23 protein-coding genes are annotated in these 22,155 nt (G+C 43.7%); 12 read left to right on the forward strand and 11 right to left on the reverse strand.

Annotation, left to right across the window (positions count from 1 at the left end; translation table 11 throughout):
* Window positions 1–6 precede the first annotated feature (6 nt).
* On the reverse strand, window positions 7–243 hold the full coding sequence (locus tag LQ247_RS14145) for a CotD family spore coat protein (protein ID WP_023857337.1): 237 nt from the start codon (window positions 241–243) through the stop codon (window positions 7–9).
* Between the two features lie 174 nt (window positions 244–417).
* On the opposite strand from LQ247_RS14145, the gene LQ247_RS14150 reads away from it, so the two are divergent.
* Together LQ247_RS14150 and LQ247_RS14155 are read left to right on the forward strand one after the other, a co-directional pair.
* Window positions 418–1,041, forward strand: coding sequence for a LysE family translocator (locus tag LQ247_RS14150; RefSeq protein ID WP_020451796.1), 624 nt, complete (start codon window positions 418–420; stop codon window positions 1,039–1,041).
* A 726-nt stretch (window positions 1,042–1,767) separates the two neighbouring features.
* Window positions 1,768–1,953 (forward strand): type Z 30S ribosomal protein S14, encoded by a 186-nt coding sequence (locus LQ247_RS14155; RefSeq protein ID WP_003182651.1) that lies wholly within the window; start codon window positions 1,768–1,770, stop codon window positions 1,951–1,953.
* 152 nt (window positions 1,954–2,105) lie between these two features.
* On the opposite strand, the gene LQ247_RS14160 is transcribed toward LQ247_RS14155, so the two are convergent.
* Window positions 2,106–2,564 (reverse strand): NUDIX hydrolase, encoded by a 459-nt coding sequence (locus LQ247_RS14160; protein WP_023857340.1) that lies wholly within the window; start codon window positions 2,562–2,564, stop codon window positions 2,106–2,108.
* A 161-nt stretch (window positions 2,565–2,725) separates the two neighbouring features.
* Window positions 2,726–5,392, reverse strand: coding sequence for a phosphoenolpyruvate synthase (locus LQ247_RS14165; RefSeq protein WP_231006189.1), 2,667 nt, complete (start codon window positions 5,390–5,392; stop codon window positions 2,726–2,728).
* A gap of 263 nt (window positions 5,393–5,655) precedes the next feature.
* Here LQ247_RS14165 and LQ247_RS14170 point away from each other — a divergent pair, with 263 nt between their 5' ends.
* The 4 genes from LQ247_RS14170 (at window position 5,656) to LQ247_RS14185 (ending at window position 7,604) form a co-directional block, all read left to right on the forward strand.
* Entirely contained in the window at window positions 5,656–6,261 is a 606-nt protein-coding gene (locus LQ247_RS14170; protein WP_026579558.1) for a TetR/AcrR family transcriptional regulator, read from the forward strand.
* A gap of 101 nt (window positions 6,262–6,362) precedes the next feature.
* Window positions 6,363–6,488 (forward strand): hypothetical protein, encoded by a 126-nt coding sequence (locus LQ247_RS14175; RefSeq protein WP_020451800.1) that lies wholly within the window; start codon window positions 6,363–6,365, stop codon window positions 6,486–6,488.
* Window positions 6,489–6,509: 21 nt separating this feature from the next.
* Complete coding sequence (locus LQ247_RS14180) at window positions 6,510–6,965, forward strand: YndM family protein (RefSeq protein WP_020451801.1); 456 nt, start codon at window positions 6,510–6,512, stop codon at window positions 6,963–6,965.
* Between the two features lie 123 nt (window positions 6,966–7,088).
* A complete protein-coding gene (locus tag LQ247_RS14185; protein ID WP_020451802.1) occupies window positions 7,089–7,604 on the forward strand; it encodes a DinB family protein in 516 nt (171 codons plus the stop codon).
* 42 nt (window positions 7,605–7,646) lie between these two features.
* Here LQ247_RS14185 and LQ247_RS14190 read toward each other — a convergent pair whose 3' ends face one another.
* Window positions 7,647–8,273, reverse strand: coding sequence for an FMN-dependent NADH-azoreductase (locus tag LQ247_RS14190; protein WP_020451803.1), 627 nt, complete (start codon window positions 8,271–8,273; stop codon window positions 7,647–7,649).
* Between the two features lie 300 nt (window positions 8,274–8,573).
* Complete coding sequence (locus LQ247_RS14195; protein ID WP_025811298.1) at window positions 8,574–10,037, reverse strand: serine hydrolase; 1,464 nt, start codon at window positions 10,035–10,037, stop codon at window positions 8,574–8,576.
* Between the two features lie 1,432 nt (window positions 10,038–11,469).
* On the opposite strand from LQ247_RS14195, the gene LQ247_RS14200 reads away from it, so the two are divergent.
* Window positions 11,470–11,874, forward strand: a complete 405-nt coding sequence (locus LQ247_RS14200) for an integrase (RefSeq protein ID WP_020451805.1) — start codon at window positions 11,470–11,472, stop codon at window positions 11,872–11,874.
* On the opposite strand, the gene LQ247_RS14205 is transcribed toward LQ247_RS14200, so the two are convergent.
* The 4 genes from LQ247_RS14205 to LQ247_RS14220 form a co-directional block, all read right to left on the reverse strand.
* Complete coding sequence (locus tag LQ247_RS14205) at window positions 11,762–12,166, reverse strand: aminotransferase class I/II-fold pyridoxal phosphate-dependent enzyme (RefSeq protein WP_043054340.1); 405 nt, start codon at window positions 12,164–12,166, stop codon at window positions 11,762–11,764. The genes LQ247_RS14200 and LQ247_RS14205 overlap by 113 nt on opposite strands.
* Window positions 12,167–12,195: 29 nt before the next feature.
* Window positions 12,196–12,684, reverse strand: a complete 489-nt coding sequence (locus LQ247_RS14210; protein WP_020451807.1) for a TraR/DksA family transcriptional regulator — start codon at window positions 12,682–12,684, stop codon at window positions 12,196–12,198.
* 112 nt (window positions 12,685–12,796) lie between these two features.
* Window positions 12,797–13,141: a PH domain-containing protein gene (locus tag LQ247_RS14215; protein WP_020451808.1), complete on the reverse strand. Its 345-nt coding sequence runs from the start codon at window positions 13,139–13,141 to the stop codon at window positions 12,797–12,799.
* A 436-nt stretch (window positions 13,142–13,577) separates the two neighbouring features.
* On the reverse strand, window positions 13,578–13,787 hold the full coding sequence (locus tag LQ247_RS14220) for a DUF6501 family protein (RefSeq protein ID WP_020451809.1): 210 nt from the start codon (window positions 13,785–13,787) through the stop codon (window positions 13,578–13,580).
* 267 nt (window positions 13,788–14,054) lie between these two features.
* Between LQ247_RS14220 and LQ247_RS14225 the strand changes: the two genes are divergently transcribed.
* Both LQ247_RS14225 and LQ247_RS14230 read left to right on the forward strand, forming a co-directional pair.
* A complete protein-coding gene (locus tag LQ247_RS14225; RefSeq protein WP_035339375.1) occupies window positions 14,055–15,542 on the forward strand; it encodes an aldehyde dehydrogenase family protein in 1,488 nt (495 codons plus the stop codon).
* Between the two features lie 125 nt (window positions 15,543–15,667).
* Complete coding sequence (locus LQ247_RS14230) at window positions 15,668–16,900, forward strand: MFS transporter (RefSeq protein ID WP_224067126.1); 1,233 nt, start codon at window positions 15,668–15,670, stop codon at window positions 16,898–16,900.
* Window positions 16,901–17,027: 127 nt separating this feature from the next.
* Here LQ247_RS14230 and LQ247_RS14235 read toward each other — a convergent pair whose 3' ends face one another.
* Both LQ247_RS14235 and LQ247_RS14240 read right to left on the reverse strand, forming a co-directional pair.
* The gene (locus tag LQ247_RS14235; RefSeq protein ID WP_023857348.1) at window positions 17,028–17,564 is read right to left on the reverse strand and encodes a GNAT family N-acetyltransferase; all 537 of its coding nucleotides are present in this window, start codon (window positions 17,562–17,564) and stop codon (window positions 17,028–17,030) included.
* 17 nt (window positions 17,565–17,581) lie between these two features.
* Window positions 17,582–17,983: a cytidine deaminase gene (locus LQ247_RS14240; protein WP_020451813.1), complete on the reverse strand. Its 402-nt coding sequence runs from the start codon at window positions 17,981–17,983 to the stop codon at window positions 17,582–17,584.
* 207 nt (window positions 17,984–18,190) lie between these two features.
* Here LQ247_RS14240 and LQ247_RS14245 point away from each other — a divergent pair, with 207 nt between their 5' ends.
* The 3 genes from LQ247_RS14245 to LQ247_RS14255 all read left to right on the forward strand — a co-directional run bounded on the left by LQ247_RS14245 (window position 18,191) and on the right by LQ247_RS14255 (window position 22,071).
* Window positions 18,191–20,089 (forward strand): terpene cyclase/mutase family protein, encoded by a 1,899-nt coding sequence (locus tag LQ247_RS14245; RefSeq protein WP_411220918.1) that lies wholly within the window; start codon window positions 18,191–18,193, stop codon window positions 20,087–20,089.
* Window positions 20,090–20,139: 50 nt separating this feature from the next.
* Complete coding sequence (locus LQ247_RS14250) at window positions 20,140–20,925, forward strand: superoxide dismutase (RefSeq protein WP_224067368.1); 786 nt, start codon at window positions 20,140–20,142, stop codon at window positions 20,923–20,925.
* Window positions 20,926–21,540: 615 nt separating this feature from the next.
* Window positions 21,541–22,071: a hypothetical protein gene (locus LQ247_RS14255; RefSeq protein WP_020451816.1), complete on the forward strand. Its 531-nt coding sequence runs from the start codon at window positions 21,541–21,543 to the stop codon at window positions 22,069–22,071.
* Window positions 22,072–22,155 lie beyond the last annotated feature (84 nt).

Here is a 22,155-nt window from a genome sequence, read left to right on the forward strand (position 1 = left end):
GAAAGGTTAGTATTTTTCGTAGCGATTACAAGGTTTACCGCAGTAAGAGTGATCATGATAAACCGGCTTATAGTTTGAATAAGAATGCGGATAATAGTGAACATGCTCGTATTTCTGATGATCCACTTTTTTAATATGCTGCGGATGGATGTGAGGAACGATCGTTTTAGAGTATCTGTGATCCTCACAGTACCTGGTAGGATGCACAACTGGCGGCAGAACGCGCGGTTTGCAGTAAGACATAAGCACTTCTCCCTTCCTTGAGTTTCATTCTTCATTATCAAAATATGTTGATTAGCACAAACTTGTACTAATACAAGAAACTAAAAAACCGTCCATTTTCCCCGCCTTTTCACTCAAAAAAGAGTTTCTCTGATAGTATAATAAAAAAATACTAATGAAAATGGAGTTGGACAGATGGATGTGATATCGATCGTTTCTTTTTTAGGTGCGGCTGTACTGCTTACACTTATGCCGGGCCCTGACAACTTGTTCGTTTTGGCACAGAGCATCTCAAAGGGAAAATCGGCAGGTACAGCAACCGCATGCGGGCTATGCACAGGGTTAGTCGTCCACATCACAGCTGCTGCAGCAGGTATTTCTGCTGCGATCTATCAATCAGCTGTCGCCTTCTCGATCGTGAAATATGCAGGTGCAGCCTATCTGTTGTTTTTAGCTTACCAGTCTTTCCGGCGAAAAAGTGCTGGTTTCAATCTTGAAGCTAAAGATTCATTGAACCGCAGGGCTTTATACCAAAAAGGCGTTGTGATGAATCTATTAAACCCGAAGGTCTCATTGTTCTTCCTTGCCTTTCTTCCGCAATTTATTCATCCCGGCACCTTCAGCGTGACAACGCAAATGCTCGTTTACGGCATGTTATTTTTAATTCAAGCGTTTGTGATCTTTGTGATGATCAGCCTGTTTGCGGAAAAAGTCGGAGACCGGCTGCGCAGAAGTCCGCAAGCCGCCAAAAAAGTTCATTTGCTGGAAGGGTCTTTATTCGCTTTGATCGGGCTTAAAATAGCGGTCAGCCAAAGGTAGCCGCTGAAAAAAAGGTGTGCAGCCGGCACACCTTTTCCCGATTTTACCGCTTATAACATTTGACGCGTTTACCATATCCGCCGTCGGCGCCGCTTTCAAGGACACAGCGGCAATGTCACCCCTAGAACATCGAGGTTCATGTGAAAATGAACAGCCCTGCATTCCGTGATTCGTTTTCAAGCTTGATCTAGAGCGGGAGCTGGTGTTACGGAATCGAAATGATTTGTTTCTTTGGCTGGAGTCGAATCACAAGACTGTCAAATTCTGTAGCGCTTTCTTGCTGTGTTAGATTCTTCCTTCGTTTCATTGTATAGTGGAGTGCCAGACAATGAGACAAAAATCTAAATACCGTTGTTCTCTATCCTCCCCCCTTTCTTTGAAGCCAGTATACAAATTTCCCGCTGCTTCGTAATGATGCAAATCGGTTATTTTCCGCTCAATCCAAATCATCAGATCGAGCAAAGCGGACACATCGATCTTAGGGATGGCAGATCAGTCAATCGATGGGCGTGGGTCTTTTTTGATAGAACATGCCGCTTTTTAAGGAGAAACGGGATCGTTTAATTGCTTTAATCAATGAGATTCATTTTCACTTTTTATCTGCAAAGCGAGTCTTTTGCATTTATTTACAAATGATATTTTAAATGTTATAATAAATTGTTTACAGAAATAAATTCTATTTTTATTTATATAAATCGATGAATTTAAAATGAAGGAGGTAAAAAGATGGCCAAGACTTCAATGATTGTCAAACAAAAACGGGAACAAAAGTTCAAAGTCAGAGAGTACACCCGCTGTGAACGCTGCGGCAGACCGCATTCCGTGATTCGGAAGTTTAAATTGTGCCGCATCTGCTTCCGTGAGCTTGCTTACAAAGGGCATATCCCCGGCGTTAAAAAAGCAAGCTGGTAAGAACGACTTCGTCAGCCTTTTTAAGAGGCTGGCTTTTTTGATTTAGGCTCTGTTGAATTTTAATGTTGATATTGCATGAAAATAGAGGAAATCCTATGATTAGGGTTTCCTCTATACTTGTTCAACTAACGTCTCTGTTAGCTGGATAAGAACTATTGAATCAGTTGCTCATTATACACACTCATTGAGTGTACATTCTCTTTTAATAGGTTATCAATGATTTGCTTTATTACATTTGGTTCTCGTAAGTCTTCGTTCTCAAATGTTACAAGGTCACTTACTTTTATCCACTTGCAGTCTGAAATTTCATCTTCTTCGAGCTTGATAGAACCTCCGGTAACTTCACCAATAAAATGAAATAAAATAACTTGATTCTTCGTCCTGCTGATAAAATTATATACACCAGCAGCCGCAATCAGTTTTACGTCCAATCCAGTTTCCTCTTTAACTTCTCTTCGAGCTGAATGGAGAATGTCCTCTCCATATTCGATACGTCCACCCGGAAAGTTCCACTTATGAACGGCGGTAGGCTTATTCTCTTTTATCATCAAGACTTTATCATCCCGTAAGATTGATACACTGGCTACTAAAACAATTCCATTTTGCGACATCCATTTCTCCTTCATTTTCATTGGTTTGACTGGCTTCTTCTTTCATGAATCTGCTTTGTTCATTGAAAGCTCTCAACGCTTTGCTCACCTTGAGAATCAAACCGAACTCTTGTTCTGTTTTTATTATATCAGGTATAAGCATCAAACATCAATATAAGCGCTCATGAGCCGTCACTGTTCAATATTTGAACAAACCCGTTTGTTCCGTCGATTCGGATGCAGGCGCCGTCTTCTATGATGTCTGTCGCTTTGTCAATTCCGACGACCGCAGGAATGCCGTATTCCCTTGCCACTACTGAACCATGAGTCATCATGCCGCCCACCTCCGTAATCAGTCCAACCGCTGAAGTAAAAAGCGGAGTCCAGCCCGGATCAGTATACGGCGCCACTAAGATGTCCCCTTGATTCAGCTTCGCGTCTTCAGGGCTCTTCACAACTCTGGCGGTCCCTTCAATGATGCCCGCAGAAACCGGTGTCCCTGTGAGAGCTCCTTCGGGACTTTTTGCATTTCGCAGCCTCCCTGTAATGATTTCCCCTTCACTTGTCATCACGCGGGGGGATGTGAGCTTTTGATTGGACATATGCTGCCGTTTTCTGTCTGTTAACCATTCCGGAATATTCCCGATGCTGCGATTCTCCAATAGCGCGATAAGCTCTTCAAGCGTCAAGTAAAAAACATCCTCTTCACAATTGAGGATTCCTTTTTCAACGAGGTGGCGGGCTTCTTTAAGAATGGCTTTTTTGTATAAAAACATCAATTTTACAAGTGTAAATTTATGATGCTCCCGCATTCCCATCAGGCTTCGATACATATGAACGAGCCGGGAGATTCTCTTTTTTTCCGTGAAACGAAATTGAGAGATGATTTCCTTTTTTGCTTCTTCCGCTTCCATTTCGCCTAGTTTAAATTTCCTCCTGTGTTCCCCTTGGGCAGTCGTCCGAATATGGCTGAGTATGGACGGAACGAGCTGAACCGGAGCCTCTGTCCATCTTGGCCTTGTCATATCGATTTCTCCCACGCACCGCATCCCGTACTTTTTGAGATAACCATCTAAACTCGACTTCAATTCGGCGCCGCCGGGGATTTTGAGCAATTCTTCCATAAAGTTTTCGCTGTCTGCACGCTTGAAATAGTCAATGACTTCAGGATACTTCCTCGCTTGATCGGAAAGATCCCCCAACTCAAGACCCATTTCCGTTGTGACATTATGAGGCAGGGATTTATACAATTTCCCCAGTAAAATAGCGCTTTTTTCGTCCCCCAGCTTTTTTTTCAGCTTTTTTTCGAGCGCTCCGGCTGCAATCATTCCGCTGAAGACATATACAGCGACTTTTGAAAGCACGTCTTGGAACATCCTTTCCATTCCTTTTTGGATGACGCGGATCGTCTCAGCACCGGAAGTCCGGCTAAGCTTCTCCTCGGTGTCCGTCACGATCGCTTCAATGATCAATTCCGCTTTTTTCTCGGCTTTATCGGGGTTTTTCATCAGCAGGATTCCGACAACCTTTAATGCTGCCGGAATCAAAATCGGCATCAATCTCCCGGCAATATGAAACATGCCTTTTATCGAAATGGAATTAAGCTGTTGTTCTTTGCGCTTGACTGCCTCCGATACAGCAGATGCCATCAGCTGATCCATACCATTTAATACTTTAAGCAGCCGGCTTCGGGCGAATCTGAGGGAAAGAGCACCCGTAATATCGGCGAACACTCTTCCTCCCGCTTCGCGAAGAATCGGCTGTGCCGAAGGGTCTTTTTTTAAAAATCGGAGAACTTGGCTGATCACCGATACACCCAATGGTTTCATTGGATCGGTCATCATTTGGATATAGCCAAAATTAATCAATACATGCGGCTTATCATCAAAAACGTGTACGGCCGGGTATAGGGATGTGATCGGCCGGCTTTGAAGAATGTAAAAGCTGCCGCCGGCAAAAGCCCATTCTATATCCTGTTCCTTACCGTAGTGAGCCTCGATTCTGCGCCCCAGTTCTGCCAATTCGACGATTTTTGGATCCGGCAAAGCCTGTGTTTGTTGTTCTTCCGGAGAGAGGGTTTTCTGAACGGTTCCTCCTTCTGGAACGGAGTAAATGGCCGATTCCTTCTTCGAAAGTTGTTTTTTGACGATTTCACCTGACTGAACCTGATACAGATCAGCGCTCACAATTCCGGACACCAACGCTTCACCCAAGCCGAAGCTGGCATCGATGGAAACCGTTTTGCGGTGCCCCGTGATCGGGTCCGCAGTGAACATAATACCGGACACCTCGGGAAAAACCATCTCTTGCACGACAACTGCAAGAAAAACAGAGCGGTGATCGAAACCGTTTTTCGCGCGGTAGGAAATCGCCCTGTCCGTAAACAGAGAGGACCAGCATTGTTTTACCGCATCAAGAAGCTGATCTTTTCCGCAGACATTCAAAAAGGTATCCTGCTGCCCCGCAAATGAAGCTGTCGGCAGGTCTTCTGCCGTAGCACTGGAGCGGACAGCATAGGCTTTATCTTTGCCGGTCGTATCAACGCCTTCCAGTATCGCCGATTTGATCTCGTCAGGTATGGGAATCTGGGCAAGATGCTCGCGAATCTGCTTCCCCGCAATCCGAATCTGTTCCAGATCATCATGCTTGAGCTGTCCAAGCTGGTCGAGCAGGCTGTCGATGATGCCGCTTGTTTGTATGAACGCGCGATAGGCGGCAGTTGATATGCAAAACCCCTCGGGAACGGGAAAACCCGCTTTTGTCATTTCCCCGAGGTTCGCCCCCTTTCCGCCGACATAGGGCAAAGCAAATTGATCGATTTCATTGAAATACAGCACATATTTCTCCATTCTATCCTCTCCTTAGAGCCGCTTTTTGAAATTCCACGCCTCATTTTGGACGATTGATTTTGCCCTGGCCGGACTTTCAACACACTTTGTCTTATGAGGCATGCTTTTTCATACACAAATATTGAACACTGTGTTGATTAATATTCATCATGTTTATTATAATTGCACAAAAGGCGAATGCAATGAACAATCAATCAGCAAATGTTAAGTTCTCAACACAAACATGGACATTGTTGATTTTCATTGACCTCAGGAGGATTTGTATGACTGGACAAAAAAAAGACCGCAGGGTAAAGCGCACGAAAAAAATGATTAGAGACGCACTTTCTGAACTGATGAAAAATAAAACGTTTGAAGAGATATCCGTCACGGACATTACAACGAAAGCCGATATTAACCGCGGCACGTTTTACTTGCATTACGAAGATAAATACGATTTGCTGGAACAAAGCGAGGAGGAAATTATCCAAGAGATCAGTAACATTGCTAAACGCTCGATTCACTCAATGGACATATTAAATCAGGATGTGATTGATCATCCGCTAACGTTTGTCGTCGATATTTTTCAATATATAAGAGAAAACGAGGTTTTTATGAAGGCAATTTTAGGCCCGAAAGGCCCGGGTTCTTTCCGTTTGAAATTCAAATCGGTTTTGAGCATCAATTTAAAACGGCTGAAAAAAGCGATCAAGGCGGATCCGATCGTACCGGAGGACTACTTGATTTCCTATATAACCGGCGCTCATATCAGCGTCATGCAGCAATGGCTGGAAAACGGCATGAAAGAGACGCCGCATGATATGGCGCTCATTTTATCAAAAATAACTGGGATGGGCCCTGCATACGCGGCAGGACTGAGAAAAAAATGACAGGCTTTCAGGAAGAGGGATAACCCTCTTTTTTGCTTTTTTCGTAGTATGTATAAGAAATCAAAAATAATCCAAAATATAGTGAAAAAGGTGGTGAGACCATGCAGAAGAAAGGCATTCAAAACAGCAGCCTCGAGCAGCTGAAAAACGACCACGAAACAGAAAGCGCATTCCAGCAGGATAACAAAAGCAATAAACAGCAACAAAACAGGAATGCTTTAAAATAAGCTGAAAGGTGTGGAAACGAAATGAAGCATGTAAGAGCATTGTGTTTAAAATTTATTGTGAGCCTTGTCCTCTTATATGTGGTGCTAACTCTGTTTTTTGGCGTTCCATTTGGCGAAATGTTTGTTTTGACATTGTTTTTAGGTGTGATCTCCTATCTGATCGGAGATCTTCTTCTTCTGCCGAGAACAAACAATACAACTGCAACAATGGGAGACTTTGGCCTTTCCCTCGTATTGATCTGGGCGATTCTCGCCATGCAAAATAATCCGCCGTATGGTTCGCTTGCTGCAGCTTCAATCGTGTCAGCAATCGGCGTCACAGTGTTCGAATATTTCTTCCACCGCTATATGGAAGCCAACGTTTTGGGCGAAACGGAAAACGAAAAACGGGAAAAGCCAGGCTCATTGCAGTATCAAAGTGAAGCATCGGAAGAACTTTACCCGGTTACCCCATCTAAAAAACAGGACGAAGACTAAGCACAAAAACCTGCCGATCGGCAGGTTTTTTACTTTTTATGCCCCGAGGTATTTTTTCCTCATTTAAAGGAATATCGATCTTTTTCACGAATTGATAATAAAAAAGTGAGGAGGGCTAAAAATATGACACATCGCGCACTAAAGCATTTAGATTATCACAACTGGGCGAATCAAAGGGTGCTCAGCCACCTGAAAAGCCTGCCTGAAGAGCTGTTCACCCGGGAAATCCAAAGCGTTTTTCAATCTGTATCTGAGGTCGTTACCCATATGTGCGTGGCCGACGCCTTGTGGCTGAAAGTAATATCCGGAGCCGCTTACGAGGAAGCAAAGGAAACCGGCATGCGGCTGAAAGAAATGTTAAAGGGAAAAAAGATTGATGACTTCGTCTCCATTTTTCAAGACACGGCGCTTCAATATGAAACGTTTTTTGAAAATCTTGAAGACCCCGATGGTGAAATCACGATTGCACATCCGGCATTCGGCGAAATCAAAACGCCTGTTAGCGAACTCCTTCATCACGTGGTCAATCACGGCACGTACCACAGAGGCAACATTTCAGCGATGCTGAGGCAAATGGGTGAAGCGGGTGTGCCGACTGACTATGTTTATTATTTATTAAGCATGAAGCAGCCGACATAAATAAAAAACCCTTGTTCCGCTTTTGGAACAAGGGTTTCACAATTAAAATGATGCTGCAAGTTTTTTAGCTTCTGCTAAGCCGTTTTCAATGATTTTTTGAGCGTCGTCAGGAACAGCGTTGTGTCCTTCGATGACAACGGTATGCAGGTCTTGAACACCGAAGAAGCCCATGACGGTTTTCATGTAGTTCAATGACATTTCCATTGCAGCCATCGGTCCTTCAGAATAGAAGCCGCCTCTGGCATTTAACAGAGCAACCTTCTTGTCTCCCATCAGGCCTTTAGGTCCTTCAGGAGTGTATGTAAACGTCACTCCTGCGCGGGACAAGTAGTCCACATAAGTGTGAAGTACAGCTGGAACAGCAAAGTTCCACAATGGGAAAGCAAAAACAACTTTATCGGCTTTGACGAATTCGTCCAAGTAACGGTCCGCTACAGCTGCAGCTGCTTTTTCTTCCTCGTTCAATTCCATGCCTTTTCCTGCTTTAAATGTCCCGTTAATAGCATTTCTGCCCAGGTACGGCGGGTTTTCTTTGTAAAGATCAAGCTCTACAATTTCATCGTTTGGATGATTTTCTTTATAGCTGTTAAGAAACGCATCATAAAGTTTTACAGATACAGCTTCTTCAGCAGTACGGTCATTAGCTTTAACAAACAATACTTTAGACATTCTATTTTCCTCCCGTGCTAACGTTTCAATATTTACTTACAAATAGTATGTTACTTTCTTTTAAATAGAAAGTCAACTCATTTATTTTGATGCCAAAAGATGTTTCTATCAAAAAAGCCCTGTTCATATTTGATAAAAAACAAACGATTGCTCATATCAGCAAGAACTTTCGTTCGGATAATACAACATTATTTAAGTTCAAGCATAAAATATTATATTATGTAGCATATTTATGCGTGGTAGGAATATGCTGCGAAGCAAATAAAAAAGTTTTCGTTTAGGTTACAATGGCACATCTCATTAGGAACATTTATATCGATAACAATATACAAACCAAGTGATACTTGCACTTAGTAAAGACAACGCAATCAGTGCGGTTAGATAACTATACGTTTGCCAAACTAGAAATGACCTCCAACTAGCCCCAAATATTGTGGGGAGGATTAGGCATAGGATACCTATAAAAATTGTAGTCACAAGCCAAAAAGCTATGAGTATCAATCTCTTTTTCGTTAACGGTAATTTCCTATTCTGTTTCTTTCTACGCACCCCTAAAAAGAAAAATAGAATTGCTAGTAATGTTAGAGCAATTGTAGCGGAAGATAGGGCGATATCGGAAATCTGCATCAAACTCATTTGATAGCTTTGGGAGATGTTTCCGTCTAAAATATCCTTAATATTATATAACATATCAATATTTGTACTGGCACTATTGGATAATAGAGAGATACCTAGCTGTTCTTCTGGGAATAAGAATATATTTGTTGCAAACGTTGGATTACCACCTGCGTGTTGGATGAATGTCTGATCTGCATTCACGACCCACCCCGCCCCATAGTACAGTTCATCCACAGCCGCAACAGACCTATTGCCCTCATGTGATTTTGCAATCAGCCCTTGAAAGATTTCCGGAATATCTTCAACAATTCCCAATTGAATTCCCATCCAACGGGCTATGTCTTGAGAGGACGAAAACAGATACCCAGCAGGTGTGTTTCCTCTAAATTCCGGTGCATCATATGGCAGCGTCATGAAAAAAGCGGAACGATAGCCCTGTGCCAACTGACCTGTCGCTTGTACCTTACCTCTATTCGCATAAGTTTCATACAACCCCAGTGGTCGAAATACTTGTTCTTCCATAAAATCCTCAAAGCTTTGCCCCGATACGGTTTCTATCACCAAGCCCAGCACATCATAATTTACCGTCCCATATTCATATCTTTCGCCAGGTGGAAATACCACTTCGGCATCTATTAACATTTCAACGGTCTTTTGCAACATATCTGGTGTATTTCCCTCTGGGATATGCTGAGTATGATACCTATTGATTAACCCTGTAGTATGATGAAGGAAATGATTCAAAGTAACACTCTGCATGTCAACGGGCTGTCCCTGATATCGCAATGAGAACCAAGGTAAATACTCTACAACCGAATCGTCCATAGACAAAAATCCCTGCTCTTCCAAAAGTAAAATTCCTAAAGCAGTAAAAGCTTTGCTGACGGAGGCTAACTCCCATATGGTGTTTTCATTGGTCAAAATCCCTTCCTCAGAGTTTGCATAGCCGGATGAAAAGAAATAGGTATCATCCCTTGATTGTATTGAAACTGACATGCCCGGTGTGCCAGATATACGCCTAGCATCTTCTAATAATGATTGGATTGCAACAGACTCTTCCTCTGTCAATGCATAGGCTGAGGTGTTAAATCCAACAAACAACATAAATACTGTGATTATTGTTATAATTATCATCTTACTTCCCATGAGACACCCCCAGTAATAAAATATTGACTCGCTATCTGTGATCATGATGCCACTATATTTTTTCATTTCAAAGCAGACACATTATACCGATTATACAAGGGAAAAGGTTATTTCTGAATATGTAATGAGATTAATAAAATGGAAAAAGATAGATTAAGTTATGGCGCAGTGCGCAGTACGTAAAAACTATTACCTTATCTTTGATAAACATAATAGAGAAATTTACATATTAAACATGATTATATGTAAATCTCCTTATTTTTCTGCTAATGTAAAAGATTTTGATAGGTGTATATTCAATGCTTTCATGTCTACAATCCATCAAGCAATTGTTTCTTCGGTTTATATCCAGATATTATACTTTATCGGCGTTCTGTCTCTCACTCAACATCGATTATGCCCCTATGACAATATGTCCGCAAGAATTTTATTGCAGCAAGAATTTCATTGCAGAATTTGATACTTTTTTCTCCCTCTCTAATAGTTGATATGATAAGGATATTACACAATATCACAACACATCATGCGATAATAACATTGAACAAATAAAGATTTATTTTGCACCCCCCCTACAACTCCAATACAAATCGTAATATGATATTAACCGTAACAAAGATATAGACAGAAACTTAGCAAGCGAGAAAATAAAAATGAGAAAGAGCGATGTATGAAGAGCTATTTTTTTAAAAAACAACATTGCATATCGTGATATTTATTTTGTGAGAATAGCCATACTAAAACCTTTCTACATGCGAAAAATCACTTCATAAGCTGTCTTTGAAAGGAATTATTTAAAAATACTCCCATACAACTAAATACAGAAGTTTGAAACTACTACATTCATGAATGGAAACCTAAGATGACTTGTTTCAAGCGAGACATACAAGCAGTCTCTAAACATTGTAGTTGATAAAACAGCGAGCAGTATTGACCGTAAAAGCTGTTATGTAGACTAATGATTGTAAAAACAATCTACTATATATCGCCATGATGGAAGCCTATTCCAGAGCGATTGATAAGCGCCGAGATACCGAATACGAACGGTTAGCGAGATAAATAGAAATAGTGCTTCATTTTTCACAATGGAAGTGAGTGCATGGAGAAATTATGAAAAACTGCCGAAGTGACACCGCTTCCGCAAGCGGCAGCAAAAGCGAGCAAGTGGAAGCGGTGTGCGTGTCGTTGCGTAGCAACGACACCATTCTACCTCTCCATATCTAACAGGGAGGTAGGAAATAGAGAATAATAGTATGGAATCCGTTGATACGGTAAGGGAAATGATGTCCTGTGCTGGAATTTTGTGGCGGACATATCAAGGAATTGGATAAAAAAGGTGATAAAAAAAGACTTTTATATCAGATTGATGGAAGAAACAAAGAGATTTGACTTAGGCATGTAGATTCTTTTAAACAACTAACACTGGATATATCTTGTGAAGAAAAATGATATACAAAAAGCTACGTTTCAAAGATACCTAGAAGCGTCAGGGATTATTAGAAAGTTATTCGGAAATATTCAGTTAAAAGATATGAATGACATTGCTGTGCAAAGAAAAATTGATGAATACGCAAAGAAGCGTTCTCACAGTACCACTCGCAGCTTGTTAATAAAAGTCAAAATGGCACTTCGTGACGCTTACGCTCGTGGTTATCTCACGAATGATTTCGCAGAACTTGTCAAACCTCGTGGGAAAGAGTTATCGAAACGAAACAAAGCGTTATCCATTACGGACTTCCAAAAGCTAAGAACATATCTACTAGCACACACAGAGGAAGAATTTCATGTGCTCGTCTTAGTAGCTTTAGAAACAGGTATGCGAAGAGGAGAATTGGGTTAACGTAGACACCTTCTTGATGAAGTGAGTCTGCAAAACGTAAAGTTGTGTCGCGATCTGGAAGAATAATTGGAATAATAGGTGATTCACTATGTAATACATTAAGACCTATTTGTTGAATGCCGTCTCTTAAGTACTTTTCGTTTTCGTGTAACTTTTCCTGGATGTCCGGATTTTTCTCTAGAATATCAATAGCTGCAATTAAACCTCCGATAACTGATAAATGTTTTATTGTGTCGAGTACTTGACTCCCCGTCGACAGTTGTAGGACATCTCTTTTAACAAACAGAGCCATAGAAAAAAGCACCCTGTTTTTGCGGGTGCTTATTTTGAATCCTGCTCCTCATCAAGACGTTCGTAAGCATATGAACGCTTTTGATCCATCGTTTCTCTGTTTGTCAAATCCTTCATTTGCCGTGTAAATTGCTCGTCATATCCTTCCCCCTCTTGATTTCTTTTTTCTGTTTCAGCTTGAGTCTCCGCGGTTTTTCTTGCATATGGAACGGCTTCGAGGCGCTCATATGGTATTTCTTGACCTGTTGCTTCACATATTCCGTATGTGCCGTCTTCCAATCGCTTGAGGGCGTCTTCCACTTCTTTTAATAAATTTCTGTCCGTCTGCCGGAAGGTCTGCTCTCTCATTCGTTCAAAATAAACGCTGGCATGGTCAGCCTGATGATTGTCAACTCCGTTTGAAAGCTCGCCCGTTTCTTCCGCCATCGACTGATCTGTTCCTTCTGCAGGGGAAAGGCTTTGTTTTAAGTCAATTAATTTATGGTAGAGATGGTCTTTTTGTTTTTGTGTTAATGGCATGGCTGATCCTCCTCCTTTCTTCTTCCTTTCCCGATTTCGTGGGAGAAAAACCCGCCTTTCCAAAATAAAAAGGCCGTTCAGACGCGGGCAAGCGGTGAACAGCCTTTACGGTTTATGCACATAAGTATTTTGATAACAGCGCTTGAATTTCAAGCATGTCCGTATCCTTCGTAAACTCCAGGTCAAAGATTTTGCTGCTGGTCATCAGAGAAAGAGAACTGTCTGGATTGAACATGCTGACTTCTCTAATCGCAAAGCCTTCAATCGATCTGTATGGCAGAAAGACGCGGACTTTCTTTTTGGAAAACAGTTTATTATCAAAAAAAATAATCCGCTTGTTCGTAAAACAAATTTGATCTATCCTCAGTCTGCAAACCGATTCAATTTTTTCTCCTTCTATGAGCAGCGGTTCAAATTTTTTGCCGTCTGCTGTCTTGCTTGCTGAAAAAACGCCCAATCAAAACCCCTCTTTCTGTATATCCAATTTATGTTTATGCACAAGGCAAAGTATACTTGTCAGTTACTAATAAGGATACGATAACCCTGATTTATAAACAATTACGAGCAGATTACATTTCTTTAACGCTATATGTTTGTTTTTACTATCAATTAATACGCCCGGCGGACGCGGGAGGTTTCAACTTTTTATCAGTTTTTTCAGCTTATTTTTCGTTTGCTACCAATCAAAAGGTGGATAACGGATAAAACAAAAAACCGCAGCAGGATGTTCTTCCTCTGCGGTTCTCTTCTGACTATTATGCCTGAAATGCACATATCAGGCACTTGCTTCTGCTTCGGTCAAGCAACTGATTCAGTCAGCCGATTTTTTATGAATGCGTGCGGGTGTTTGTTCAACTACCATTCATTGCTGTTGATGACCGGCGCAAATTGATTCAGGCTTTTACTTCTTCAAAGTACTCTTTGTAATAGCCGCCGACTTTGTTTGTATTATCGATGATAAACAGAAACTCTTCCGTTTCGTTTTTGACCTCGTATACGTTGCCTACGGTCAGCGCTCTGTTGACGATGTACTTTTTGGCATCGGTATGTATGCACTTTACTTTTTTAATGGTGTTATTGTTTTGCCATTTTTCGTGAATCATGCGGATGTCTCCTTTTTCATACGTGTATAGTTTCCATTGTAGCGTTTTTTCGCCGAAATGCAATGCGATCTGGAGGCGAAAGTGATTTTAAAGAGCATGGATATTGATTTGGATTCATTCCCTGTTATAGAATGGTGGTGTATAGTTCCAAAATCAGAAATATATCCCTCTTTCATCCGCGCAATGACCAAATCAAAAGACAAACCAGCACCAAGACAACTCACCCGAAGACAGACCAAAATTTCAAAGGAGGTTTGTTTGACAAACATGAGTTCATTAACAATGCAGGTCAGTAAAAAGCTGGAGGTATTTTTGCAGGGAACAAAGAAGCTCTATATTAACGGGGAATTTGTAGCCAGCGCCTCAAACAAAACGTTTGAGACCCCAAACCCGGCGACTGGTGAAACGCTCGCCACCTTATATGAAGCAGGTCCCGAGGATGTGGACAAAGCGGTGAAAGCCGCGCGGGAAGCTTTTGACCGCGGTGAGTGGCGGACGATGAACCCGGCCGAAAGAAGCCGGCTGATGTACAAACTCGCCGATCTGATGGAGGAACACAAAACGGAACTGGCTCAGCTTGAAACGCTGGATAACGGGAAGCCGATCAGCGAAACGACCGCAGGCGATATTCCGCTGTCAATTGAACATATGCGCTATTATGCCGGCTGGGCGACGAAAATAACCGGACAGACGATTCCTGTTAACGGACCTTATTTTAACTATACACGACATGAGCCTGTCGGAGTTGTCGGGCAAATTATCCCTTGGAACTTCCCGCTTCTGATGGCCATGTGGAAAATGGGAGCCGCTCTTGCAGCCGGATGTACGGTTGTCTTAAAACCGGCGGAACAAACGCCGCTTTCCGCTCTGTATTTGGCGGAACTGATCGATGAAGCAGGCTTCCCGAAAGGCGTCATCAACATCATTCCTGGCTTCGGTGAGACGGCCGGAGAAGCTCTGACCGATCATGCCCTTGTCGACAAACTGGCATTCACAGGGTCAACGGAAATCGGCAAAAAAATTATGGAGAAAGCGGCCAAATCGGTTAAACGGGTGACCCTTGAACTCGGCGGAAAGTCGCCGAATATCATCCTTCCTGACGCCGATCTGAAGAAAGCGATTCCAGGCGCACTAACCGGCGTCATGTTCAATCAAGGCCAAGTGTGCTGTGCGGGATCGCGCGTGTTCATCCATAAAGACCAATATGACAAAGTCGTCGATGAAATGGCCGCATATTCCAAGTCGCTCCGCCAGGGTGCGGGCCTTCATGAAGACACGCAAATGGGACCGCTTGTCAGCAAAGAGCAGCACGAACGCGTCCTCTCGTATATTGAAAAAGGACGTCAGGAAGGTGCGAAAATCGCAGCCGGCGGAACATGCCCTTATGAGCAGGGATACTTTGTTTCTCCGACTGTATTCACCAATGTCGAAGACGAGATGACAATAGCAAAAGAAGAAATCTTCGGTCCTGTTTTGGCGGCGATCCCTTATGAAACGGTAGATGAAGTCATCGAACGGGCCAATCGCAGCGAATACGGCCTTGCTGCTGGCGTATGGACGGAAAATTTGAAAAACGCCCACTATATCGCCGACCGTCTGCAAGCCGGTACCGTTTGGGTCAACTGCTATAATGCCTTTGACGCCGCATCCCCATTCGGCGGCTACAAACAGTCGGGACTCGGACGTGAAATGGGCTCATACGCTCTGGATAACTATACAGAAGTAAAAAGCGTCTGGATTCATACAGGCGAATAACGCACGATATGAGTTTCTGCAGCCGCCCTGTCGATCAGGGCGGTTTTCTTTTTTATAGAAATAAACATTTATAGACACATATGGTAAAATGGATGATAGTTTAAGTCGAATGGAATGATAGAATCGTGTTTTCTTCCTCTCTTGGCAAAACCCTCTGGAATCAAAAAAGTTTTAGATACATATGGGCATCACAAACAGCACAGGCTGTCGGGTCGATTTTGATGACGATCATCGTCATGGTCGATGTGTTTAAGGAAACGAACTCTGTATTCGGATCGGGTCTGGTCTTGGCTTTATCCTCGTTCGGCAGTGTATTAGGCGGTGCGATGGCTTCTTTTGCTATTCAGCGCCTCGACCTGCTTCAAACAGCGGCTTGTTCAACATGGTTCAGAGCGGTCTGCGCATTATGCATCGGCTTATGCCAATCGCTGGGCTTACCCTCTTATATCATTTATGTGCTGCTGTTTTTGCAAAGCTTTGTCGGTTCCTGGTATTCCCCCGCACAGTTAGGTTTACTGTATCAAGCGATTAAAAAGCGCGATTACGTGGCGGCATCGGGAAGCATCGTAACGGTCAACCAGTTTGTTCAGGCAGCAGGCTGGGGGCTCGGCGGCTATTTAACCGTTTTGGCCCAAACTCACACGCTGACATTGTTTACAGCAGGACTCTTTTTCGTATCAGGGCTTTTAATCAAATTGCCGGATTTGAAAACAGCGGTTATCCCTCGTCAAAAAACCCGCACACAATCAGTCTGGCGCACTGTATACAGGAAGAAAACCGTTTTGCTGCTTACGATGATGGACATGTCAGAAGGTTTAGCAAATGCGGTCTGGACTTCCGCCGTTTTGCTGGCTTTTACGAAAGAGGTGCTAAATAAAGGGGAGGCTTGGTGGGGATTCATCAATGCCGGTTATTTTTTGGGAGCGATTTTGGGCGGCATTCTCGCTGTGCTCTTTTCCAACCAGCTCAAAAAAAGGCTTGGCCTCATGATTGTCTTGGGTTCTGTTTCAATGGGAATCACAACGCTTTTATTCGCCTATTCGTCAAATCCCCTCCTTTCGGTCATCCTCTGTATCATGATGGGTCCGCTTTATCAAGTAAGAGACGTCAGCCAGACGGTTATCCTTCAAGATACGTTGACAGATGAAGAGCGTGCACCGGTCACCGCCGCCAAAAATACCATTTTGACTGCATGGTCTGTCTTAACAATCGCCATTATGGGGGCTTTGGCAGACTTGATCGGGATCCAAAGCGTATTTATCGCTGCCGCTGTATTATATGCCGGAACAGCCGCTGTCACATTTTTCGTGCGGGATGTGAGAACGTACAGCCAGTCTGCAAGGCAAATAGAACGATGAAGCTGCTGTGGATATTCGATGACAATGGCGCTGATTGCCGGCGGCATTTACAGCCGTTCAGCAAAGATTGAAAATAAGAATGAACAAAGCGGCGCTCAGTAGAATAACATGCTGCGCGCCCTCTGATTCAGCGGGATATCAGCTCTTCGTATTCCCGCTTCAATATCCCCATAATGATTTCATCTGAGTACTGTTTATTCATATAAAGAGCCTCCCTGACCGTACCTTCCCTTTTAAACCCGGCTTTTTCATATGCTTTCAGCGCGCGCTTATTGTGTGAAAAGACTTCGAGCTGAAGGCGGTTAAGATCGAGCCTTTCGAATGCAAACTGCATGGCCAGCCGCACCGCTTCAGGACCATAGCCTTTGTTCAAATAAGCGGGGCTGTGCAAAGCGATTCTAAACCCTGCTTTTCGATTCGTCCGGTCGATGTCAATGATGGACAGATCGCCTATCAAACGATCGTCCTCCTTTAAGCAGACGGCAAAATCATAGCGCGTCTCATCGCTTGTGATTCTCTCGTAGTGCTCATAAAGGTCTTCCATCGTAAATTCGCGCGTCGTGCCCGTCATATATCTGATGTCTTCATTTTGAACAGCTTTGTAAAAGCTCTCCATATCGCCTTTTTCAACAGGTCTGAGATAAACCTTGCGGCACTCGAACATCGAACGCCCCTCCCCTGCTACTTTTGATACGCAGCAAACCAATGGTATGGCTGTATTTCCTTTAAAGATTTATAAAGCAGACGCCCATCCGGTACAGTTACAGCTGCTTTAAGATTTGGCCCCCAATAAAAAAGTCTTTCCTGGCATACCCCGCACGGCGTTAATACCTTGCATTCGGAATGTTCATCATCTCTCACGACACAAACAGAGTGCGTAATTTTTGCCTGATATTTATGGGCTTCGAGAATGGCACCCGTTTCAATGCATAAATCGGTTGAAGCGTTGATTACTTCCGGCGCTACGCTCGTCAAGATTCTCCCGTCTTCGGTATACATGGCGGCTGCCCCGCCCCATCCGGTCGGATACCTCTTTTTGATCAATTCGACTGCGGTGTCATACAGCATCTGTTCAATATTCATTCAGCAACATCCCCCAAACATTGTTTCTAAGGTCTCTCTTTTTACAATACCTGATAATGGAACAGAGGTAAACGAAGATATTCATGATTTCCTGATCGCGCTGACGAATGCCTCTGTATGCTCATCACATATTCAAAATCGCTGTTCTTCTGTTTTCATCCGGTTGGCATGACACATTTCCGAAATGAATACAGTAAAATGAAGGAGATGAGAAGATTGCGTTCTTTACTAGAAGACGTGAAAGCTTTCAGACAAAAGACGCTCGCAAAGCTTCAAAATAGACAGAGACCTGATGGGTCATGGCGGTTTTGTTTTGAAGGGCCCGTGATGACAGACAGCTTTTTCATTTTAATGCTGACCTCACTTGGCGATCAGGACTCTTCTCTCATCACAAGTCTTGCTGAACGAATCCGTTCGAAGCAGAGCGGAGACGGTGCGTTTCGCAATCATCCGGATGAAACGGCAGGCAATTTGACCGCGACAGTCCAGGGCTATACCGGGATGCTGGCTTCGGGGCTCTATGACCGGAGAGATGCGCATATGCAGAAAGCCGAGGCGTTTATTAAGGCAGCAGGCGGTTTGAAGAATGTGCACTTTATGACGAAGTGGATGCTCGCTGCCAACGGGCTGTATCCATGGCCGAGAGCCTATATTCCGCTTTCGTTTTTACTGATCCCGCCCTATTTCCCGCTGCATTTTTACCATTTCAGCACATACGCAAGAATTCATTTTGTCCCGATGGCCATTACGTTTAATCGACGATTCTCTTTAAAAAACAACCAAATCGGCTCGCTTCGGCATCTGGATGAAGCCATGTCAAAAAATCCTCTCGAATGGCTGAACATCCGCTCTTTTGACGAGAGAACCTTCTATTCTTTCAATCTGCAATGGAAGCAGCTCTTTCAATGGCCGGCTTATGTCCATCAGCTCGGATTTGAAGCGGGCAAAAAATATATGCTGGACAGAATCGAAGAAGACGGAACACTATACAGCTATGCGAGCGCGACCATGTTCATGATTTACAGCCTGCTGGCGATGGGAATATCAAAAAACGCCCCCGTTGTTAAAAAAGCAGTCGGCGGAATCAAAAGCCTTATTTCCTCATGCGGAGAGGAAGGCTTCCATTTGGAAAACTCAACTTCCACTGTCTGGGACACCGCGCTCATCAGCTATGCCATGCAGGAATCCGGAATACCTGAACAACATTCTTCCATCTCATCGGCAGCGGACTACCTTCTCAAAAGACAGCATGTGAAAAAAGCGGACTGGGCGGTCTCAAACCCTCAAGCGTCACCGGGAGGATGGGGTTTTTCACACATCAATACAAACAATCCCGATTTGGACGATACCGCTGCGGCATTAAAAGCAATTCCGTTTCAAAGGCGTCCGGCTGCCTGGAACCGGGGGCTCACCTGGCTTTTATCAATGCAAAACAAGGATGGGGGGTTTTCAGCATTTGAAAAAAACGTTGACCATCCGCTCATCCGAAATCTGCCGCTCGAATCTGCCGCTGACGCAGCGGTCGATCCGTCAACGGCAGACTTGACTGGGCGCGTTCTTCATCTGCTCGGACTTAAAGAGCGGTTGACAGATGACCATCCCGCAGTCAGAAGCGCTCTAAGGTGGCTTGATCACCATCAGGAAGCTGACGGTTCGTGGTATGGCAGATGGGGCGTCTGCTTTATTTACGGGACATGGGCCGCACTCACCGGAATGAAAGCCGTCGGAATTTCCCGCAATCACGCGTCTGTCAGAAAAGCGGTCTCCTGGCTTAAATCGATCCAGCTCGAAGACGGAAGCTGGGGAGAATCTTGCAAAAGCTGTGAAGCGAAGCGTTTTGTCCCTCTTCACTTTGGAACAGTTGTTCAATCTTCATGGGCGCTGGAGGCGCTTTTGCAATATGAGCGTCCGGATGACCCTAAGATCTTAAAAGGGATTCGTTTTCTCACCGATGATCACGAAAGCTCGCCTGAGCGACTCGAATACCCGACGGGAATCGGGCTGCCGAAACAATTCTACATCCGCTATCACAGTTATCCTTTTGTGTTTTCATTGCTCGCTTCAAGCGCATTTATTAAAAAAGCGGAAATGAGGGAGACATATTGAATGCTTACAAAGAAAAAATAGCGTCATGGGCCAAAGGTCTGAAAGACCAGATGAAAGATGATCCTTCTATAGAAAGCCAGTTAGAAAAACTTTTTCAATCACTGGATGATCCTCGTGCGACCGAACAGGAATGGTATGAACAGGCAGAAGCCGTGTATCAAGCCATCTCCCGCAGTGATGCGTCTCAAGCAGGCCGGCAGCCATTCAGAACAGTGCCGATCGGAGGCCATCGCCTGCCAAGCCTGCCCTACTCTTATTCAGCCCTTGAGCCTTATATTTCAAGAGAAATTATGTTTCTTCATCATACAAAACATCACCAAAGCTATGTCGACGGCTTGAACAAAGCTGAAAAAGAACTGCAGAAAGCAAGGCAAACCAAACAATTCGACCTTGTAAACCACTGGGAAAGAGAGCTCGCCTTCCACGGAGCCGGGCACTATTTGCACACGATATTTTGGTACGCGATGCATCCAAAAGGAAAAAGGCGGCCGACAGGCGAATTGCTGGAAATGATTAACCGTTCTTTCGGCAGCTATTCGGCCTTTAAAGAACAATTTTCCGAAGCGGCGAAAAAGGTGGAAGGCGTGGGCTGGGCGATCCTTGTCTGGGCGCCTCGCTCACACCGCTTGGAAATTCTGATCGCAGAAAAACATCAGCTGATGAGCCAATGGGATGTGATCCCCCTTCTCCCGCTCGACGTATGGGAACACGCATACTACCTTCAATATAAAAATGAAAGGGCAAAATACGTCGATAATTGGTGGAATGTCGTTGACTGGAGAGAACCTGAAAGGCGGTTTGCGACAGCAAAGCGCGTTCTATGGGAGCCCTTCTGATTCAAATTCAATGGCGGGACTTCAACTACTGAAGTCCTCTTTTGTTTCGGTAGTTGCGCCCGACATCGGCCTCCCCGTCAAAGCCTTGCCTCAAAAAGCGGACGAGCCTTTCCTCTCGCACCTTTCTCTTCTCTGCGCCAGGCAGCCGTCGACACTGGCCGAATCGAGCGAAAGTGCCGATACCTTATCACTCTCAATACCGTATCTATATCCCTTAAACCCTCTATCGTCTGTAATAAGATAACAAATAAAAGTTTAAATATCCCAGTTTCTCTTGAGGATTGTTAAGACCGCTACACGAAGATTGGCGAGGCGGAGTCGGAAGAGAATCCCCACAACCATACATCCTTCTGAATCTGCTATTTTGATCATCCCTTTATGAAATACTGAATCTCAACAGTCTATCAATATATCCCAAATTTGTGCCTTAAGTATGGAATGTGAACATTTTTTGATTTATTTGGAAAATAGTCGTTTTTTCTCATTCTTCTAATTCCAAAAATCGTTAAGCTATTCTACAAGAAGGGAGGGAATAAATGAACAAACTGTCGATGTTTGTCTGATTCAGCCGGTCAGTTTTTCGAAAATGGCAAATTTATTTTAGGAGGGTAAATCATGAAAAAAATGTTTGCTTTCTTTACAGCCTTAATGCTCGGTTTGACTTGTTTGCCGTACTTATCAGAAGCGAAAGAATCAAAGCATACGGACAGTTCTGTTACAACCTTGCCTTCTATGTCTATATCCACATCTCTCAATCAGTCATTGGACCAGGAAAAACAACAGTTTAAAACTTCCGCTATTAATCTCAACATCAGCCTCGACCTCTTAGGAATCGGAAACTCGATTAGAGACGCCATCGTTCAAAGCAATAACCGCAGCGGTTTCGTCAAAAACTGCATGGAAACCGCTTTTTATTCTGCAGGGCAAAGATACAATGTCATGGTGTTCAACTTAAGCCAAGGCTATCACAACGGTTTAAGAGGAGTTAAATTTTATGGATCTGCCAACTATCATGGCGTGATTTACGGCATTTGGGTATTTGAAAGCGGACAATTTACAAACCAGGGAGACGGCGGCTGGATTAACTGGGCCTTTAAAGGCTGGTTTGATCGAAACGGCCAAACTGTAACATTCCGCAAGCCTTAATCAAAGTCAAAGTATCCCCCTCTTCTGCCTGCCGGTAAAATCGTCAAGAACGAATTCACGGCAGGCCTTTTTAATATGTCTGCC

It is taken from the genome of Bacillus sp. BS3(2021), from assembly GCF_021043345.1.
Lineage (GTDB): Bacteria > Bacillota > Bacilli > Bacillales > Bacillaceae > Bacillus > Bacillus paralicheniformis.

Coding starts and splice junctions, on each gene's coding strand:
- LQ247_RS14145 (WP_023857337.1), bottom strand. CDS start 243: ATGTCTTACTGCAAACCGCGCGTTCTGCCGCCAGTTGTGCATCCTACC.
- LQ247_RS14150 (WP_020451796.1), top strand. CDS start 418: ATGGATGTGATATCGATCGTTTCTTTTTTAGGTGCGGCTGTACTGCTT.
- LQ247_RS14155 (WP_003182651.1), top strand. CDS start 1,768: ATGGCCAAGACTTCAATGATTGTCAAACAAAAACGGGAACAAAAGTTC.
- LQ247_RS14160 (WP_023857340.1), bottom strand. CDS start 2,564: ATGTCGCAAAATGGAATTGTTTTAGTAGCCAGTGTATCAATCTTACGG.
- LQ247_RS14165 (WP_231006189.1), bottom strand. CDS start 5,392: ATGGAGAAATATGTGCTGTATTTCAATGAAATCGATCAATTTGCTTTG.
- LQ247_RS14170 (WP_026579558.1), top strand. CDS start 5,656: ATGACTGGACAAAAAAAAGACCGCAGGGTAAAGCGCACGAAAAAAATG.
- LQ247_RS14175 (WP_020451800.1), top strand. CDS start 6,363: ATGCAGAAGAAAGGCATTCAAAACAGCAGCCTCGAGCAGCTGAAAAAC.
- LQ247_RS14180 (WP_020451801.1), top strand. CDS start 6,510: ATGAAGCATGTAAGAGCATTGTGTTTAAAATTTATTGTGAGCCTTGTC.
- LQ247_RS14185 (WP_020451802.1), top strand. CDS start 7,089: ATGACACATCGCGCACTAAAGCATTTAGATTATCACAACTGGGCGAAT.
- LQ247_RS14190 (WP_020451803.1), bottom strand. CDS start 8,273: ATGTCTAAAGTATTGTTTGTTAAAGCTAATGACCGTACTGCTGAAGAA.
- LQ247_RS14195 (WP_025811298.1), bottom strand. CDS start 10,037: ATGGGAAGTAAGATGATAATTATAACAATAATCACAGTATTTATGTTG.
- LQ247_RS14205 (WP_043054340.1), bottom strand. CDS start 12,166: ATGGCTCTGTTTGTTAAAAGAGATGTCCTACAACTGTCGACGGGGAGT.
- LQ247_RS14210 (WP_020451807.1), bottom strand. CDS start 12,684: ATGCCATTAACACAAAAACAAAAAGACCATCTCTACCATAAATTAATT.
- LQ247_RS14220 (WP_020451809.1), bottom strand. CDS start 13,787: ATGATTCACGAAAAATGGCAAAACAATAACACCATTAAAAAAGTAAAG.
- LQ247_RS14225 (WP_035339375.1), top strand. CDS start 14,055: ATGAGTTCATTAACAATGCAGGTCAGTAAAAAGCTGGAGGTATTTTTG.
- LQ247_RS14235 (WP_023857348.1), bottom strand. CDS start 17,564: ATGTTCGAGTGCCGCAAGGTTTATCTCAGACCTGTTGAAAAAGGCGAT.
- LQ247_RS14240 (WP_020451813.1), bottom strand. CDS start 17,983: ATGAATATTGAACAGATGCTGTATGACACCGCAGTCGAATTGATCAAA.
- LQ247_RS14245 (WP_411220918.1), top strand. CDS start 18,191: ATGAGAAGATTGCGTTCTTTACTAGAAGACGTGAAAGCTTTCAGACAA.
- LQ247_RS14250 (WP_224067368.1), top strand. CDS start 20,140: ATGAAAGATGATCCTTCTATAGAAAGCCAGTTAGAAAAACTTTTTCAA.
- LQ247_RS14255 (WP_020451816.1), top strand. CDS start 21,541: ATGAAAAAAATGTTTGCTTTCTTTACAGCCTTAATGCTCGGTTTGACT.